We start from the raw sequence: 16,333 nt of genomic DNA, 5'->3' as shown, positions 1-16,333 counted from the left end.
GCCGACGTCGGGCCCGTGGAGGGTGCAGTGTTCGCTTGACCTGGGGGTGGCACGTGAAGGTCGTCGTGACCGGCGGGGCCGGGTTCATCGGCTCCAACCTCGGCCGGGAGCTGCTCCGGCGGGACGAGGTCGACGAGGTCGTCGCGCTCGACGACCTGTCCACAGGCTCGCGTGGCAACCTCGACGGCACCGGTGTCACCCTCCTCGAGGGCACGATCCTCGATCCGGACGCCCTCGACAAGGCCTGCGAGGGCGCGAGCGCGATCGTCCACCTGGGGGCGCTGCCGTCCGTGCCGCGCTCGGTCATCGACCCCCTCGCATCGCACCACGCCAACGCGACCGGCACCCTCGAGGTGCTCCAGGCCGCGCGACGTGCCGGAGACCTCCACGTCGTCTCGGCGTCCTCGTCATCGGTCTACGGCGCGAACCGCGAGCTGCCCAAGCGCGAGACGATGCGCACCGCACCGATCTCCCCGTATGCCGTGAGCAAGCAGGCGACTGAGGCCTACACCCTGTCCTTCGGTCACACCTACGGCCTGCCGACGCTCGCCTTCCGCTTCTTCAACGTCTACGGCCCGCTCCAGGCGGCCGGACACGCGTACGCCGCGGTGCTGCCCGCGTTCATCGACGCCGCGCTGCGCGGACTCCCGCTGACGATCCACGGCGACGGTGAGCAAACCCGTGACTTCACCTACGTCGGCACGGTGACGCGGGTCATCGCCGACGCCGTCATCGGTCAGGTGACCGACCTCGAGCCGGTCAACCTCGCATTCGGGAGCCGGACCTCCCTCAACGTCGTGGTCGACGAGCTGGCCGACATCCTCGGCGCAAGACCGGAGGTCGAGCACGTCGAGCCGCGAGCCGGAGACGTGCGGGACTCGCAGGCCGACAACTCCCGGCTGCGGGGGCACTTCCCCGACGTCGCACCCGTCCCTCTGCGCGAAGGCCTGCGGGCGACCGTCGACTGGTTCCGGACGCTGCCCGACTACACCGGCTGAGCCGGCGGCGACGTGCGCCCGGTCCGCAGCCTCGTGGGGTGGCCCGAGGCCGTGACGATGGCGTTGCTCGCGCTGTGGGTCGCGTGGTCGGTGTCCACCGCGGTTCGCTCCGACTGGGGCTGGGGCCCCGCCCTCCCCTACGTCCTCTGCCCGGTCGCGCTGGCTGCCGGTGTGGCAGCCGGTGTGGCACTCCGCGCCCGCGCTGACTCGCCCGCGCTCCGGATCGCACTGCTGGTGGTCGGAGCCGCGCTCGTGCTCGGCGTGGCGCTCGTGCGTGAGCCCGGCAAGGCACCGCTCGGCTACCCCAACGCCAATGCCGCGGCCGCGGTCCAGGTGCTGGCCCTTGCCGGCCTGGCCCTGTTGTCCACGCCCACGGGCCGGCGACGTGCGCTCGTCGCCACAGGAACGCTCTGCCTCGCCGCGATCGCCCTCAACCGGTCGGCGGCGGGGGTCGTCGTGGCGGTGCCCGTCTGCCTCGTGGTGGCGGTTGCCGTGTGGCGTCGGCCGTGGCATCGCGGCTGGTCCGCACTGGCCGTCGTCGTCGGGGCGAGCACGGCGGTGATGGCGGCTGTTCTCATCGTCCGCGCTGCGCAGGCGACCACCTTCCCGGACTGGGCGGAGACGGCGTTCGACCCGGTGCGCGAGCAGCTGTGGCACGACGCGGTGTCGCTGTGGCGGGTGCATCCGGTCGCCGGCTCGGGACCCGGTGCGTTCAGTGACGCGACGGCACTGTCCCCCGATCCGGACACGATGTCCGCGCACTCGTCGGTCCTGCAGGTGGGGGCGGAGACAGGGTGGGTCGGGGTCGCTCTCCTGGCCCTCGTCGGCCTGGCCGGGCTGCTCTGGGCCGCTCGTGGCCGCGCCGCCGAGGCGGTCATCGCTTGCGCCGCGTGGACGGCGCTGCTCGTGCACTCCACCGCCGACCACCTCATCGAGTTCGGCACGGTCGTCGTCCTCGCCGGCGCGGTGCTCGGGTGGGCAGGCGCCAGCCGGACCTCAGAACAGCTCGACGTCGCCCAGGGTGAGGGCCCACTCGCGCGGTGACGGCGGCGAGGCCGCCAGCGGCCGGGTGGTGAGCAGTGGTCCCTGTCGAGGTAACGGCACCATGCCTGCCGAACGACCTGTCCTCAGACCGATGGCATAGTCGGCGCCCGTCTCGTTCAGCACCCGCCGCACGAGCCGAGCACCGGTCAAGGAGTCGGGCACGAGCTGCTCGAGGATCGCCGCCTCGAGCGCGTCACCGCGACGTCGCAGCCGGAAGACGACCCCGCCGGCAGCCGGGTCCCCCTCGGACGCGAGCAGCAGCCGGTAGCGCAGTGGCCCGAAGGCCGTTCGCCAGACGAGGTAGGCCGGCGTGCGGTTCGTCCGGACGCCGGCGGACGGGGCGTGCCGGAGCAGCTCCGCGGCCACGGCGTCGTCGGCCAGCGCGACCGCGGCATCCAGACCGACCTCGGTGGGCTCGGACCACAGTGTGGCCGGCACCTTCGAGGTGGCCATCGACACGAGCGCTCCCGGGCTGCGGGGCATCACACCGACCGGCAGCCGGCGGGCCACGGTCCACCCCATCTTGAGGTAGCCCGGCCGGCTCTGGTCGTTGGGCGTGTTGAAGATGATGCCGACGCCGGACAGGGTCAGCTCGGCGACGCCCTGGAGGGTCAGGGTGCGGAAGATGCCCAGCCCCCGGTAGGCCGGGTCGGTCGCCGTGTCGACCGCGCGCACGGCCCGAAGGATCTTGCCGTCGTCCCGGAGGAACTCCCAGCGCAGGAACGTGCGGTAGCCCACGACGACCCCGTCGTGCAGGGCCACCCAGGCGGGCGAGGTGCCGAAGGCGTTCTCCCGGTGCTTCCACGACAGGAACGCCTCGTAGTGCGGGTCGTCGACCTTGCCCAGCGAGGCCCGCAGCATGGGCAGGGCGCTCGCGTCGTCGGAGGGCTCGGCCGCCCTGATGACGAGGTCCTGCGCGTTCACCGAAGTCATCGCTGCCCCCCTGCCTCGTTGGTAACCTCAGCGAGTCTAGGGCGGCGCACCAGCGCCTGCTCGGTCTTCGGCGACACGAGCACGGGAGGGCAGAAGTGGGTCCTGCGCCTGCGCCCACCGACAGGGTGCGCGTCCTGTGGCTGGTCAAGGGCCTCGGCCCGGGCGGTGCCGAGCAGCTCCTCCTCCTCGCCGCAGGCGTCGCCGACCGGTCGCGCTTCGACTACCGGATCGCCTACGTGCGTCCCGACAAGACCCACCTCGTCCCCGAGCTCGAGTCCCTCGGCCTGACGCCCGAGCGACTGGGCGCACGCTCCACCGGCCCCGGCGGGTGGGTCACGGACCTCAGGTGCGTCATGGGCGAGGTCGACGTCGTCCACGCGCACTCCCCCGTCCTCGCCTCCGCCGCGCGGCTGCTCGCTCGCACCATGCCGGCCTCGCGCCGGCCCGCGGTGGTGACGACCGAGCACAACGAGTGGACCAGCCACCGCCGGCCGACCCGGCTGCTCAACGCCGCGACGGCCCCGCTGGACGCCCACCACTGGGCCGTCTCCGAACAGGTACGCGAGACCGTCTGGCCCTCGCGCCGGGACGGCTTCGAGGTCCTCATCCACGGCATCGACCCCGAGGCCGTGCGGCCGTCGGAGGACGCGCGAGAGCGAGTTCGACGCGAGCTCGGCGTCGCGGACGACGACGTGCTCTCGCTCACCGTCGCCAACCTCCGCCGCAACAAGGACTACCCGAACCTGCTGCGCGCCGCACGCCTGGCCCTCGACCGGGACCCACGCCTGCGTTTCGCCGCCGTCGGGCAGGGACCGCTCGTGAGCGAGGTCGCGGAGATGCACGAGTCGCTCGGCCTCGGCGACCGCTTCCTGCTCCTCGGCTTCCGGCGCGACGTCCACGACCTCATGGCGGCTTCCGACGTCTTCACCCTCTCCTCTGCCCACGAGGGCCTCCCGGTCGCGGTGATGGAGGCCTTCGCGAACGGTCTCCCGGTCGTCGCCACATCGGTGGGCGGCCTGCCGCAGCAGGTCGAGGACGGCGTCCAGGGACTTCTCGTCCCGCCCGGTGATGCCGAGGCCCTCGCGGCCGCGCTGACGACCGTCGCCGGAGATGCCGAGCTGCGCCGACGGATGGGTCAGGCAGCGCGTGAGCGGTCGACGGCATACGACATCCGTCACGCCGTCACCGAGCAGGAACGCCTGTATGCCGTCCTGGCCGGCCGTCCGGCCGGCCCTGCCTAGCCGCGCAGCCCCACGGCCTTCCCGAGACGGACCGCCGCGGCATACGCCCTCTCGGGACCGAGGGCGCCGGAGAGCTTCGCGGCGAAGAACTCCGGCGGGTCGCTCTGGCGCACCGGCACCCGGCGGAGCCTCATGCGGTCGGTGTCCGGACCGTTGCGGCCGAGCTCACCCGTCGACGCGCTGCGGAACCGCGCGCGCAGGGCGTCCTCCATCGCCGGCACCGGGATCCCCCACGGGTAGGTGAAGTGCCGCGGGGTCACACCGAGCCGCTCCTCGACGAGCTCCGTGCAGCGGTCGAGGTCGGGCTCGCTCAGGACGTCCGGTCGGACGTGGCCGTGCGTGTGGTTGCCGACGGTGCAGAGTCCTGACGCGACGAGCTCGCCGAGCTGGTCCCACGTCATGCCACGGCCGGCCCGGCCCTTCGCGGTCGAGCCCTCCCAGACCATGGTGTCGCCGACATATCCGGAGGCGAGGTAGACCGTGAAGGGCAGACCCCGGTCCCTCAGGAGTGGCCAGGCGTTCGCATGGACGTCGTCGAACCCGTCGTCGAAGGTGAGGACCACCGACGGACTCGGGTCGCCGGCGTCGAGCCGGTCGAGTGCCTCGTCGAGGTGCACGACCTCGTGCCCCTCGAGCTCGTCGAGCTGCCTCTCGAAGTCGGCCGTCCCGAGGTCGAGCTCGTCCGGGGTGCCGCCCCCCACGCGGTGGTAGATGAGGAGGCTGGCTCCCTCGGCAGGAGCGCGACCCGAGGTGCGCGCGAGGACCCGCTTGACCCGGCGGCGTGCACCTCCGTCGTCATCTGCGGGCACGAGCCGGCTCCCTCACCCTCGGGGTGAACTGCTCCTGCAGCTTGTCGATGCTCGGGAGCGCGAGCAGGACGAGGAAGAACGGGATCATGAGCACGCGCTGGCGGGCGAGGATGCCGAAGTTGCCGAACCCGGAGAAGGCCCAGATGAACGCCGACGTGTAGACGAACGAGAAGGTGACGTACGGCGTGCGCCGCAGCACCCTCGGGAGCCGACGCAGCTGCGGCCAGGCCCTGACGGTGAGGTAGATGAGCAGCAGGCCCTCGAGGCTCTGCACGAACATCTGGATGTTGTGAGCCTCGACCGGGAACGGGCGGAAGAGGACGGTGACGATCGCGCCGGGAATGTCGACCGGTGAGCTCACCGGGCTGGAGTCGAACGCCGAGGTGCCCCCCTCGCTCGCCTGTTCCGAGGCGGAGTTCACCGTGTCGGACACCGCCTGCACCGAGAGGTCGTCGATCCCGAGGAAGCTCGCGGACTGGCTCGTGAGAATGAGCGCGGAGGCCCCGAGGACGACGACCCCCACGGCCTTGCTGATGATGGCGGTGCTCCGCTCGGCCGTCGGCCGGAACAGCTGGGCGACGAACAGGGCCGCGAAGAGCAGGACCGACAGGTGCGGCCGCAGCAGGGCAGTGCCCGCAGCACCGGAGAGGAGCAGGAGAAGGGCTCCGTGCTGGCGGGCGAAGAGCTTCGCCGCCCCGAGCGCCGTGACGCCGACGAAGAACATCAGCCACGCCTCCTTGCCGATGCTCGACGGCCAGAAGATCAGCGACGGGAGCACGAACATGAACACGGCATACCGCTTCTGGTTGCCGTCGGGGAGGGCGATGCAGAAGGCGCGGTAGAGGAAGTACTGGCCCCAGAAGGCGAACGCGGCGAAGACGACGAAGGCACCGAGCGGGGACGGGCCGATCACGGTGTAGAGGGCGGTCGTGATGACCTCCATCCACTGCGTGCCCTGCTTGCCGCCGAGCTCGAACGTGATGACGCCGTTGCGCCACTGCTCGTACTGGACGGCCGCGTAGAGGTTGTAGCGCTGGGCGTCGGCTGCTCCGCCGTACACGATGTACGCGACGTAGTAGCGGCTCAGGGCCCCGCCCATCTTGAGGGCGAAGCCCGCGGCGAGCAGGCCGGCGAACCACGGTTCATCGTGCTTTCTGGACACGTGCCGGATGAGGAGGGCGTTGACCAGCAGGACCAGGGGGATGACCATCGCGGCACCCCAGAAGTTGTATGACCTGGTGCCGACTGCGGCGTGGAAGACCGTGGCCACGACGACCCCGACGAGAACCGCGAGGCCCGCAGCGATCACTCCGCGCCTGGTCGTCGTGCTCATGCCGGCCTCAGGCCGAGGACGAGGTGCGGCGCGTGCGACGGCTCTCGCGCCTGCCGCGGCCCGCGTCGTCGGACTCCGCCGTCGGCTGGTCGTCGGCCACAGGTTGGTCGACCGGGAACGCCTCGTCGGGCTGCTGGGCCGGCTCGCTGGGCGCCGAGTGGTCCCCGCCGGTCAGGTCGTCGATGAGACGCGGCTCGCTCGCAACAGCGCGCGGCCGGTTCTCGGCGCGTCGGCGCGCCCGCTTCGCCTTCTTCTTGGACTGGCGGTTCTCGCCGTAGCCGTAGCCGTAGGCATCGGCGCGCTTGGCCGGTGCTCCGAGGAGGATGACGCCGCTCACGGGCACCTGGAAGCGGCCGACGAGCTCGGCCACCCGGCTTCCGGCGGGCTCGGTGAGCCGCCCGCTGCGGACGACGAGCAGGAGGGTGTCGACCATCGGGAGGATGTCGAAGACGTCACTGGCCTCGAGAAGGGGCGCGGTGTCGATGAGCACGACGTCGGCCATCCCTCGGGCCTCCTCGAGGAGATGCCCCATCCGGCTGGCGAGCGACGCCGGGTGGGCCAGACTCGTGCCTGCCGTGATGATCCGGACGCCCGGGACGCTCGTGGGGCGCACCACGGCCTGGAGCGACGCGTCGTCGCTCGGGTCGCTGAGGAAGTCGGAGATCCCGGCGCCCTGGGGCACATCGAAGATGTTGTGTGCATCGGGCGAGCGCAGGTCGGCGTCGAGGACGAGGACGCTCTGCCCGGTCTCGGCGAAGCTCGCCGCGAGGTTGGCGACCGAGGTCGTCTTGCCCTCGGCGGCGTGGGCCGACGTCACGAGGACGAGCCGTGCCCCGTCGACGCTCGGGCGCACGCCGGCCGCAGAGCGTCGAGGCGTGTAGTCGCCGGGCATGATCTGCCCGGTCGTGTGGACGAGCGCGGTGCGCGCGGCTCGGTAGCCGTCGCTGTAGATGCTCAGCGGGTCCTCGGCCACGGCGATGCTGCCGCGGGTGCGCTGGGACCGCTTGAGGCGTGGAATCTCGGCGATGATCGGCATCCGCAGGGCGTCGTGGATCTCGCCGCGGGTGCGCAGACGGGAGTCCAGGCGGTCGAGCACCAGGGCCAGGGCGAGTCCGGCGAGCAGCCCGAGCACGGTCGCGATGGCGGTCCGTGGGCCGCGGCCCGGTGGGACGACGAACCCGCCGTCGGAGTTGGCCACGGGGATGGGGGTCGCGGTCTGGAGGATGGACAGCACGACGTTCTCGGCGCCGGGCCGCGGCGCCTCCCTGAAGAACTTCACCGTCTCGGTGGCGAAGGCGTTGGCGACGGCCGCGGCCTGCGCGCCGTCCGATGCCGTGGCGCCGACCGTGATGGCCTGTGCGGCGTTGTCCGGCGTGACGGTCAGCCCTCCGGCGAGCAGGGCCGGGTCGCCGTCGTAGTCGACGGCCGCAGCAGCCCGTCTGGGGATCTCACCCGTCGTCATGTAGAGGGGGATGCGACCCATGTTGGCCGTGGGGTTCTCGACGTCGGTCGAGCCGACGAGGATCGTCGCCGTGGCCGAGTACGACCCGATCTTCTTGGTGGTGTCGGCACTCGCTGGCGTGATGAACCAGGTCACGGCACCAGCGACCAGGGCGCACAGGACGATGACGACCCACCGGTGCCGGAAGACCTTGATGTAGTCCTGAAGCGTCACTGCGTCACTCCCTGTCGTGGCCTGTCGGCCGTCCCCCGCGCCACCGTGTTCGACACTTTCGGGCCAGTGGGACAGTCCGCCGAGTTTAACCGGCGGGTCAGCGATCCACCGGTGCTTTGCCCGAACCCGCAGACGCGCACGACAACCTTTGTCAGGATGGGTGGGTCGTCACCGTCGAACCGGAGCAAGGGGGTGCACCAGCCATGCGCGTCGCCCACCTCACCACGGTCGACATGAGCCTGGCCCTGCTCCTGCCGACCGAGCTCGAGGTCGACGTCGAGGCGGGGCACGACGTCTTCGGCATCAGTGCTCCGGGCCGCTACGTCCCGCGTGTCACGGCCCTCGGCGTGACCCACGTACCGCTGACGGACCTCACCCGTGCCTGGGACGTCCGTCGTGATGCCCGCGCCTTTCGCGAGCTGGTGCGGACCCTGCGCGCCCTCGACCTGGACGTCCTGCACACCCACAACCCCAAGACCGGGGTGATGGGGCGCATCGCGGGGCGACTGGCCGGCATACCTGTCGTGGTCAACACGTGCCACGGGCTCTGGGCGAGGCCGGAGGACCGGCTGCGCAAACGGGCCTTCGTCTACGGCGCTGAGGCCCTGGCCATCCGGTTCTCGGACTACGAGCTGTTCCAGAACGAGGCCGACCACCACACGATGCGGCGGTTCCTCAGGCATGGGCGGCACGAGGTCGTGGGCAACGGTGTGGATCTCGACCGGTTCACGTTCGACCCGGAGGGCCGTCGGCGGGTGCGCGCCGAGCTGGGGGTCGCCGACGACGAGCTGCTCGTGGGGACGATCGGTCGGCGGGTCCGTGAGAAGGGGCTGGCGGAGTATGCCGCCGCGGCCACGGAGCTCGGCGACCGTGCGACGTTCGTGTGGGTGGGGCCGGAGGACACCACGGACGCCGACGCCGCCGTGCCACTTCAGGAGTCGATCCGCTTCCTGGGTGAGCGCACCGACATGCCCGCGATCTACTCGGCACTCGACGTCTTCGTCCTCGCCTCTCACCGCGAGGGTTTCTCGCGCGCGTCCATGGAGGCCGCCGCCTGCGGGACGGCGATGGTGCTCACCGACATCCGCGGCTGCCGCGAGATCGGAACCCACGAGAAGCACCTCCTCCTCACGCCGACCGAGGACGCGAAGGCCCTGACGTATGCCGTGTCGCGACTTCTCGACGACACCCACCTGCGTGACCGACTGGCCCGGGCGGCGACCGGCCGGGCGCGGGAGGCCTTCGACCAGCGCGCCGTGGCCCGGCGGTCGCTCGAGACCTACGCGTCGGTGCTGGCCTCCCGACGACGGTTCCGGCGCCGCGGCTCTGCCGGTCCCGACGAGGGCTCTGGACGTACGCTCGGAGTGGCACGACTGGGTGCGGCAGGCGCACCAGGGACCGCGACGAAGGACTCCCACCGATGACGAGGAACGGGACGAGTCGACCGTCCGCCGGCGGGTGGTCGGCCCTGTGGCGTCTCGGAGCCGGTCACCGCGGGCGCATCGCCCTGCTCGCCGTCGCCTCGTTCGGCGCGGCGATGGTCGAGGCCGCCTTCCTCGTCCTCGTCACCGGCCTCCTGCTCGCGCTCACCGGCGGTCGTGACGTCATCGGCCCGGTCGCAGGTCGCGAGCTCGACATCGAGCTGGCGCTGGTCGCAGCCGCCGTCGGGCTCGTCCTCCGGTTCGTCCTCAACATGTTGGCGCTGCGGCAGTCGGCGGCCCTGAGCGCAGTGGTGCGCACGAGCCAGCGACAGCGGCTGGCGCACGCCTACCTCGGCGCCGCCTGGTCCGTGCACCAGCGCGAACCGTCCGGTCGACTCCAAGAACTGCTCACCTCGTTCATCGCGCGGGTGCTGGTCGCGGTCACCGCAGCGATCCAGGGCCTCACCGCCGCCCTCAGCGTCGTCGCCTTCCTGGGTGCCGGCCTGGTGATCCAGCCGCTGGCCACCCTCGCGGTGCTCGTCTTCCTCGGTGTCCTGGCGGCACTGCTGGGCCCTCTGCGCCGCGCCATCCGACGAGCCGCCCTGAGGTCCAGCGAGGCGGATCTCGACTTCGCCACATCGGTGGCCGAGCTGGGTGCACTTGGTCGCGAGATGCAGGTGTTCGGCGCGCGCCGGGCCTTCCTCGAGCGCGTCGACCACCTCACGGCCGTCGCGACCGAGCGACAGCGCCGGGTGCAGGTCCTCTACGGCTCGCTCGCCCCCACGTACACCCTCTTCGCCTACGCCGCCGTCCTGGCGGCCATCACGGGCCTGTCCCTCGTCGACGCCCGTGATCTCACGACCGTCGGCGCCGTGACGCTGCTGATGCTGCGCTCACTCACCTACGGACAACAGCTCGTCTCCGTGCACGGGACGGTGGTCTCGTCCCTCCCCGCCCTCGAGGAGGTCGAGGAGACGGCGCGGCGCTACGAGTCACTGCCGGCCGCGAGCGGCACCAGGCGTCCTGATGACGTGCTGCCGATGGTCGTGGACTCCGCGAGCTTCTCGTACGACGGCGCCCGACCGACCCTCGAGGACGTGCGCTTCACCCTCGGCCACGGCGAGATCCTCGGCATCATCGGCCCATCGGGTGCGGGCAAGTCCACCGTGGCGCAGCTGCTGCTGGGGCTGCGTGAGCCCGACACGGGAACGATCTCCGTGGGTGGCGCGCCCCTGTCCGAGATGGACCGCGACTGGTGGACCGCGCACGTGTCGTTCGTGCCCCAGGACCCCGCCCTGTTCACGGGCACCGTCGCCGAGAACATCAGGTTCTTCCGCGAGGGGATCGACGACCACGACCTGCGTCGAGCGGCCGAGCAGGCCAACGTCCGCGTCGATGTCGAGGCCCTCCCCCAGGGCTTCGACACGCATCTCGGCGAACGCGGCAGCGGGCTGTCCGGCGGCCAGCGCCAGCGGCTCTCGATCGCCCGCGCGCTCGCTGGATCACCCTCACTCCTCATCCTCGACGAGCCGACCTCGGCGCTCGACGGTCACAGTGAGCAGCTCATCCGCGAGACGATCGTCGGGCTGCGCGGCCGGGTGACGGTCGTGGTCATCGCCCATCGCATGTCGACGATCGACATGTGTGACCGGATCATGGTCGTCGAGGGTGGCCGGGTGACGGCTCTGGACACCCCCGCCGCGCTCAAGTCGTCGAGCGCCTTCTACCGCCGCGCGCTCTCGACGGCGGGCCTGGTCGACGACGCCGGCGACGGTCAGGCCGCTGCAGTCGGCCGCCGCACCACGTAGACGAACGTCTCACCGACGAACACCGCGCCACGCACACCGGCACTGCGCGGCTGCGCCGGTGACGCTGCGACCCGCACGACGGACTCGGGCCCGCGCGTCGCGAAGCCCACGCGCACCCAGCCGGTGCCACGCATGCGACGGCGGAGTCGACGGGCCACCTCACGAGGTCCTCGACCCGGCTTGTCCGGCGTTGTCGTCATCGCCTCGGAAAGGACAAGGCCGTGGCGCTCGGCGAGCTCCGCGACACCGCTGGGGAAGGCGAAGAGGATGTGGTCGGTGTTCTCCCAGCAGTCGCCCCGCTGACCAGCCGCGACCCGGTGTGGCGCCCACGGGTTGGGAGTGGTGATGATGAGCTGACCGTCCTCGGTGAGCATGTCCCCGGCAGCCGTGAAGAGCATGTCGAGCGACGGGACGTGCTCGATGAGCTCACCGGCGACGATGACGTCGAAAGGCCCCGCGTCCCCCACTGGGCCGGGTCCCTGCGAGAGGTCATGGCAGACGGCGTCGAAGCCGGCGCGTCGCATGGCCTCGACCCCGTCGGGAAGCACGTCGACACCGAGGCAGCTGGCCGCGGACCCGGCCAGCCGACCGTGGAGCCAGTCCGGGGACGCCATGCGCTCGACGTCGTGCGCCACGCACCCGATGTCGAGCACCCGCTGGCCCCGGCAACGTTCGACGATGAAGCTGACGCGGTCCTCGATCGGAGCGCGCCACGCCGCCCGCAGAGTGCGGGCGCGTCGAGCGAGTGCCATCGGGTCGTTGGGGTCGTCGGCGACGTCGCTCCAGCGGGCTCCGGCGACCGGCGCCGCGAGGGCCCGGTCGTAGGCCTGTGACCTGTTGTGCCTCACGATGCTCCTTGTCCGTCCCCGATTGTCGGGCCCTGGTCACGTGGTGGCGGCGAGCACCGTGTCGTAGACCTCACGCAGTCGCTCCCCCGTGCGCTCGGGTGACCTGTCGGCGCGCACGCGTTCGGTTGCGGCCGCCAGCCCACGCCACGTGGTGGGTTCCAGTGCGGCGGTGATCTGGTCGGCCAGGCTCGCCGGGTCCGCGGGAGCGGCGACGAGCCCGGTCCCATCCTCACGCACCGAGCGGCCGAGCGCTCCCACTTCGGTGACGACGACAGGTCGGCCGTGCCCGTAGGCATCGTGGAGCACCCCCGACTGCGACGCGAACTCCGTGTAGGGCAGGGCCACCAACGAAGCGTGGGCGAACAGCTCCTGCTTTCGCTGCAGGGTCACGAAACCGATCTCGGCGATCACCCGCGGGTCGCGCGCGGCGGCCTCCTCGGCGACCTGCTCGACATCGCGGTCGCCGCGGCCGGCGATGACCAGTCGTGCATCCAGGCCGCTGAGGCGGGAGAACGCCTCCACGAGCACCGGCAGGCCTTTGTTGCGCCGCATGGCGCCGAAGAAGAGGATCGTCGGGGGCTCGTCTGCCGGAGGCGCCCCGGCCGGAGGCGCGGGAAAGACCTGGTGCTGGACGACGTGGACGCGGTCGGGGTCGACGTCGAATTCAGCGACCAGCCGAGCTGCGAGGTCTTCGTGGTGCACGACGAGACCGTCACCACGCTGGTAGAGGCGCCGAAGAACCTGGTGCTCCACGCGGCCCAGCCGCGGCTGGTGCGGGACGACGTCGTGCACGCTCAGGACGACTGGGGTGGGCAGCGGGACGACAGAGTCGGTGAACCGGTTGAGGTAGTGCAGATGAACGAGGTCGAAGTCGCCCGTTCGCCACGCCTCGCGACGCGCAGCAGCACGTCCCCAATAGGTCCGAGCGCGAGAGGGAGCCCAGAGCAGTGGGTGCACGTCTCGTTGGACGTCGGGCAGGTCACGCACGACGGTGACCTGACCGAGCCGGCCCGCCGGGGGTGCGTGGGGTCGGTCGATCACCTGCACGACGACGGAGTCCCCGGGCCTCGCGGTCGCTGCAGCCCAGCCCAGCTCCTCAGGTCGCGCGAACGGCCAGTACCAGTGGTATCGCACGGGCCATTGCTATCACGCGGACACCGCGCAGATGCCCTGCTAGCGTCCGACGCGTGAGGGGGGAACCCGAGAGCGGAACGGCGGCAGGCCAGGGCAACGTCCGGGTGTCCGTCGTCGTGCCGGTGTACAACGTCGAGGAGTACCTCGAGCAGTGCGTCACCTCCGCACTCGACCAGACCCACGAGCACCTCGACATCGTCCTCATCGACGACGGGTCCACCGACGGCAGCGGCGCCCTGTGCGACGACCTCGCACACCGGGACCCGCGAGTGCGCGTCGTGCACCAGGAGAACCGCGGGCTGAGCGCCGCACGCAACGCGGGTCTGTCCTTGGCCGACGGCGACCTCGTGACGTTTCTGGACTCGGACGACTGGTGGGACCCCACGTTCGTGGCCACCCTGGTGGAGGCACTGTCCGGGCACCCCGAAGCCGGCACCGCCGTCTCCGGGTTCGTGCGGATGCCGGGTGAAGCCTCGAGCATGCCGACGCGAACGCTCCGGCTCTACTCGGTTGACGAGTCCCTGGGGCTCTTTGCCGGTCAGCACCACACGCTGCTGACCATCTCCTGCGCGAAGCTCTTCCGGCGCGAGGTGATCCACGACGTCCGTTTCCCCGAGGGCAGGCTTCACGAGGATGAGTTCACGACCTACCGCTTCCTCGCAAGGGCCCCCGCCGTCCTGGTCCCGAAGCACCTCTACCTCTATCGACAGCGCCCGGGTGGAATCGCCTCCCAGACCCTCACGCCTGACCGGCTCCTCGATGCCGTCGAGGCCGCCGAGCAGCAGGAGCGTGACTTCCGGGCGTGGGGCCATCCTGCCGCGGCCGCGTGGGCGGGCGACCAGGCACTGCGCAAGCGCCTCCGCCTCATCAGGCTTCTGGCCTCAGCAGGTCGAACCACCGAGGCGCGGCAGCAGGAGACGGCGCTCACGGCGGCGGTGCGGACCGACGGCGAGCTGCCCCACTCCTTGGCCGTGAGGGCGCTGCGTCAGATGGCAAGGATGTCGCCGCGGGCGGCCGCGGTCGGATTCGACCTCGCCACCCGATCGCGCGCACTCATCGCCCGCGCCGGATCACCGGGGACAGCCAGGACCTGACCGATCGCGCGGTCCGCATCGTCACGGCATACGGCCTCGGCGCGTGCCCCGCGACCCACCACGAAGACCTGCGCAGGGCGGTCTTCCGCGATGCAGGGGACACCTCAGGGAGGTAGGACCCCAAGAGCTCGCGGTAGGCGTGGAGGAAGGGCTGGTTGCGCCTCCAGGCACCGGCGCCGCGGATCCGCTCGAGCTGGCGGGTCGCGTGGCGCAGGTAGGCAGCGAGGTAGGCCTGGAACTCGTCGGGCGGCCGGGTCGCTCTGGCGAACTCGATGTTGCCGCGCAGGATCGTGATGAGGTCGGGCGAGAGCGCCTTGCGTTGAACCGTGTCGGTGACGCTCCCGGAGCGCTGGCGGTGGCCGTACAGGACGGCGTCCGTCCGCGCGGTGCGACTGGCCCGCTCGAAGATCCGGGGTGTGAACGCAAGGTCCTGGTGCAGCAGCCCTTCGGGAAATCGAGGCCCGTCCTCGAAGAGGTCACGACGGAAGAGCTTGACCACTGGACCCCACTGGGGACGCACGCAGATGACGCGGAACAGCTCCTCCTCGGCAGTCGAGGTGCTGGGCACGCTCCCGCGGGTGAACGGAACGGTCTCGCCGTCACTGAACTCGACCAGCTCACCGAGGGCGATCTGCGCACCCGTCGCCTCCGCCGCCGACAGCAGCGTGCCAACGAGGTCCGGTGAGAGCAGGTCGTCCGAGTCGACGAACGTGAGGTACGCACCACGTGCCGCCTCGATGCCCACGTTCCGCGCGACCGACGAGCCCTGCGTCTCCTGGTGGATGACGCGGACCCGGTTGTCTCTCGCAGCCCACTGCTCGCAGATGACTTCGCTCCCGTCGCGCGAACCGTCGTCGACCAGGACGATGTCGAGGTTGACGTGGGACTGCGCGGCGATGCTCGCCACGCACGCGTCGAGGTAGGGCGCGACGTCGTGGACGGGAACCACCACCGTCACCAGCGGAGCTGTCACGAGGCGCTGCTCACCAGCTCGACCAAGGACTGCCGGAAGGTCTCCGGTGACTGGAAGGACAGGTCGCGGTCCGGGAGCACGCCACGCTCGAGGGGCAGCGCCGTCCAGTCGACCCGCCAGTCGGCGTCCACCCGTACGACGCCGGGCAGTCCTCGAGCCGCAGGGTGGGTGAGGATACCGATGTCACGCGAGACGACGACCGGGGAGTGCCTGAGCCCGTCGGCGATGCTCCAGCCGAAACCTTCGGTCTTGGAGAAGCAGAGGTATGCCGCGCAGTGCTCGTAGAGCCACCGCATCTCCGCCTCGCTCGGGTCCGGGACGTGGACGACTCGCGGATGGTCGCGCAACCTCTCCGGAACGTGGTTGACCACCCCCTTGTCGCTGTGGCACCAGACGATGGGCAACCTCGTCTCCTCGACCGCGCGCTCGAGGTCGTCGGTGCCCTTGATCGGGCCGTAGGGGTTGAACGCGGTGAGGTAGAACTCCGGTGGCAGCGGCACCGAGGGCTGTCGCGACTGGGCGCTCAGCGGGTACAGGGGCGGAGGCAGCAGCGTCGAGGCCACGCCGTCGGGGACGAAGGCTGCGTTGTCGGGAGCCTGCATGGCGACGTAGTCGAACGGCATGGCCATGGCCACGTCGATGGCGTTGCCGGACGGCACGAGAAGCCTCAGCCGCGCACGCACGGCGGCGTTGAGCTCCACACCCTGGTAGAGGCGGATGTGGACGTCGTAGCCCGGGAAGAGTCTCGCGCGCAGTGGGTTGAGGACGGCGGCGATCCTGCCGTTGCGCCCCACCGTGCTCTTCGAGCCGACCCACCTCCAGTGCCGTCGGTCCCACAGGTGCCGGGGCGCAGCGGGTCCGTCGGGCGTGGGACCGACGACCTTGCGCGCGACCACGTCGACGTCGTCCTCGGCGCAGGCCCGCAGGATCGACGACAACGCACGCTGGGCCCCGCCCGGTCCACCCACGGTCCCGGCACTGACGAGCACGCGAAGCCGCCCTGTCCCGGTGTACCCCACGCG

At 71.3% G+C, this 16,333-nt stretch carries 14 protein-coding genes; 6 read left to right on the top strand and 8 right to left on the bottom strand.

Features of this window, described 5'->3' with window-relative positions; all coding sequences use genetic code 11:
• The first annotated feature begins 53 nt into the window (after window positions 1–53).
• Both LL946_RS14655 and LL946_RS14650 read left to right on the top strand, forming a co-directional pair.
• Window positions 54–998, top strand: coding sequence for an NAD-dependent epimerase/dehydratase family protein (locus LL946_RS14655; RefSeq protein ID WP_404381883.1), 945 nt, complete (start codon window positions 54–56; stop codon window positions 996–998).
• A gap of 12 nt (window positions 999–1,010) precedes the next feature.
• On the top strand, window positions 1,011–2,042 hold the full coding sequence (locus LL946_RS14650) for an O-antigen ligase family protein (RefSeq protein WP_404381881.1): 1,032 nt from the start codon (window positions 1,011–1,013) through the stop codon (window positions 2,040–2,042).
• On the opposite strand, the gene LL946_RS14645 is transcribed toward LL946_RS14650, so the two are convergent.
• Window positions 1,995–2,975 (bottom strand): GNAT family N-acetyltransferase, encoded by a 981-nt coding sequence (locus LL946_RS14645; RefSeq protein WP_404381879.1) that lies wholly within the window; start codon window positions 2,973–2,975, stop codon window positions 1,995–1,997. The genes LL946_RS14650 and LL946_RS14645 overlap by 48 nt on opposite strands.
• A 95-nt stretch (window positions 2,976–3,070) precedes the next feature.
• Here LL946_RS14645 and LL946_RS14640 point away from each other — a divergent pair, with 95 nt between their 5' ends.
• A complete protein-coding gene (locus LL946_RS14640) occupies window positions 3,071–4,216 on the top strand; it encodes a glycosyltransferase (RefSeq protein ID WP_404381877.1) in 1,146 nt (381 codons plus the stop codon).
• Here LL946_RS14640 and LL946_RS14635 read toward each other — a convergent pair.
• From LL946_RS14635 to LL946_RS14625, 3 genes are read right to left on the bottom strand one after another with little or no spacing between them, the layout of a single operon-like run.
• A complete protein-coding gene (locus tag LL946_RS14635) occupies window positions 4,213–5,025 on the bottom strand; it encodes a polysaccharide deacetylase family protein (protein WP_404381875.1) in 813 nt (270 codons plus the stop codon). The two genes, LL946_RS14640 and LL946_RS14635, sit on opposite strands and share 4 nt — an antisense overlap.
• Window positions 5,012–6,358 carry a hypothetical protein gene (locus LL946_RS14630; protein ID WP_404381873.1) on the bottom strand — a complete coding sequence of 449 codons (1,347 nt, stop codon included), beginning with the start codon at window positions 6,356–6,358 and terminating at the stop codon, window positions 5,012–5,014. The genes LL946_RS14635 and LL946_RS14630 overlap by 14 nt, the downstream gene beginning before the upstream one ends.
• Before the next feature lie 7 nt (window positions 6,359–6,365).
• The gene (locus tag LL946_RS14625) at window positions 6,366–8,033 is read right to left on the bottom strand and encodes an AAA family ATPase (RefSeq protein WP_404381871.1); all 1,668 of its coding nucleotides are present in this window, start codon (window positions 8,031–8,033) and stop codon (window positions 6,366–6,368) included.
• Between the two features lie 203 nt (window positions 8,034–8,236).
• Here LL946_RS14625 and LL946_RS14620 point away from each other — a divergent pair, with 203 nt between their 5' ends.
• Together LL946_RS14620 and LL946_RS14615 are read left to right on the top strand one after the other, a co-directional pair.
• The gene (locus LL946_RS14620) at window positions 8,237–9,457 is read left to right on the top strand and encodes a glycosyltransferase family 4 protein (RefSeq protein ID WP_404381869.1); all 1,221 of its coding nucleotides are present in this window, start codon (window positions 8,237–8,239) and stop codon (window positions 9,455–9,457) included.
• Window positions 9,454–11,262, top strand: a complete 1,809-nt coding sequence (locus LL946_RS14615; RefSeq protein WP_404381867.1) for an ABC transporter ATP-binding protein — start codon at window positions 9,454–9,456, stop codon at window positions 11,260–11,262. The genes LL946_RS14620 and LL946_RS14615 overlap by 4 nt, the downstream gene beginning before the upstream one ends.
• Here the strand turns inward: LL946_RS14615 and LL946_RS14610 are convergent.
• Window positions 11,229–12,110, bottom strand: coding sequence for a class I SAM-dependent methyltransferase (locus LL946_RS14610; protein ID WP_404381865.1), 882 nt, complete (start codon window positions 12,108–12,110; stop codon window positions 11,229–11,231). The two genes, LL946_RS14615 and LL946_RS14610, sit on opposite strands and share 34 nt — an antisense overlap.
• 36 nt (window positions 12,111–12,146) lie before the next feature.
• Window positions 12,147–13,244: a glycosyltransferase family 4 protein gene (locus tag LL946_RS14605; RefSeq protein WP_404381863.1), complete on the bottom strand. Its 1,098-nt coding sequence runs from the start codon at window positions 13,242–13,244 to the stop codon at window positions 12,147–12,149.
• Window positions 13,245–13,297: 53 nt separating this feature from the next.
• On the opposite strand from LL946_RS14605, the gene LL946_RS14600 reads away from it, so the two are divergent.
• Window positions 13,298–14,338 carry a glycosyltransferase family 2 protein gene (locus tag LL946_RS14600; protein ID WP_404381861.1) on the top strand — a complete coding sequence of 347 codons (1,041 nt, stop codon included), beginning with the start codon at window positions 13,298–13,300 and terminating at the stop codon, window positions 14,336–14,338.
• Here the strand turns inward: LL946_RS14600 and LL946_RS14595 are convergent.
• Both LL946_RS14595 and LL946_RS14590 read right to left on the bottom strand, forming a co-directional pair.
• Complete coding sequence (locus LL946_RS14595) at window positions 14,298–15,311, bottom strand: glycosyltransferase (RefSeq protein ID WP_404381859.1); 1,014 nt, start codon at window positions 15,309–15,311, stop codon at window positions 14,298–14,300. The genes LL946_RS14600 and LL946_RS14595 overlap by 41 nt on opposite strands.
• Complete coding sequence (locus tag LL946_RS14590; RefSeq protein ID WP_404381857.1) at window positions 15,308–16,330, bottom strand: hypothetical protein; 1,023 nt, start codon at window positions 16,328–16,330, stop codon at window positions 15,308–15,310. The genes LL946_RS14595 and LL946_RS14590 overlap by 4 nt, the downstream gene beginning before the upstream one ends.
• Window positions 16,331–16,333 lie beyond the last annotated feature (3 nt).

It is taken from the genome of Knoellia locipacati, from assembly GCF_044791685.1.
Classification (GTDB): Bacteria; Actinomycetota; Actinomycetes; order Actinomycetales; family Dermatophilaceae; genus Knoellia; species Knoellia locipacati_A.
This window is presented reverse-complemented; position numbering and strand designations above follow the sequence as displayed.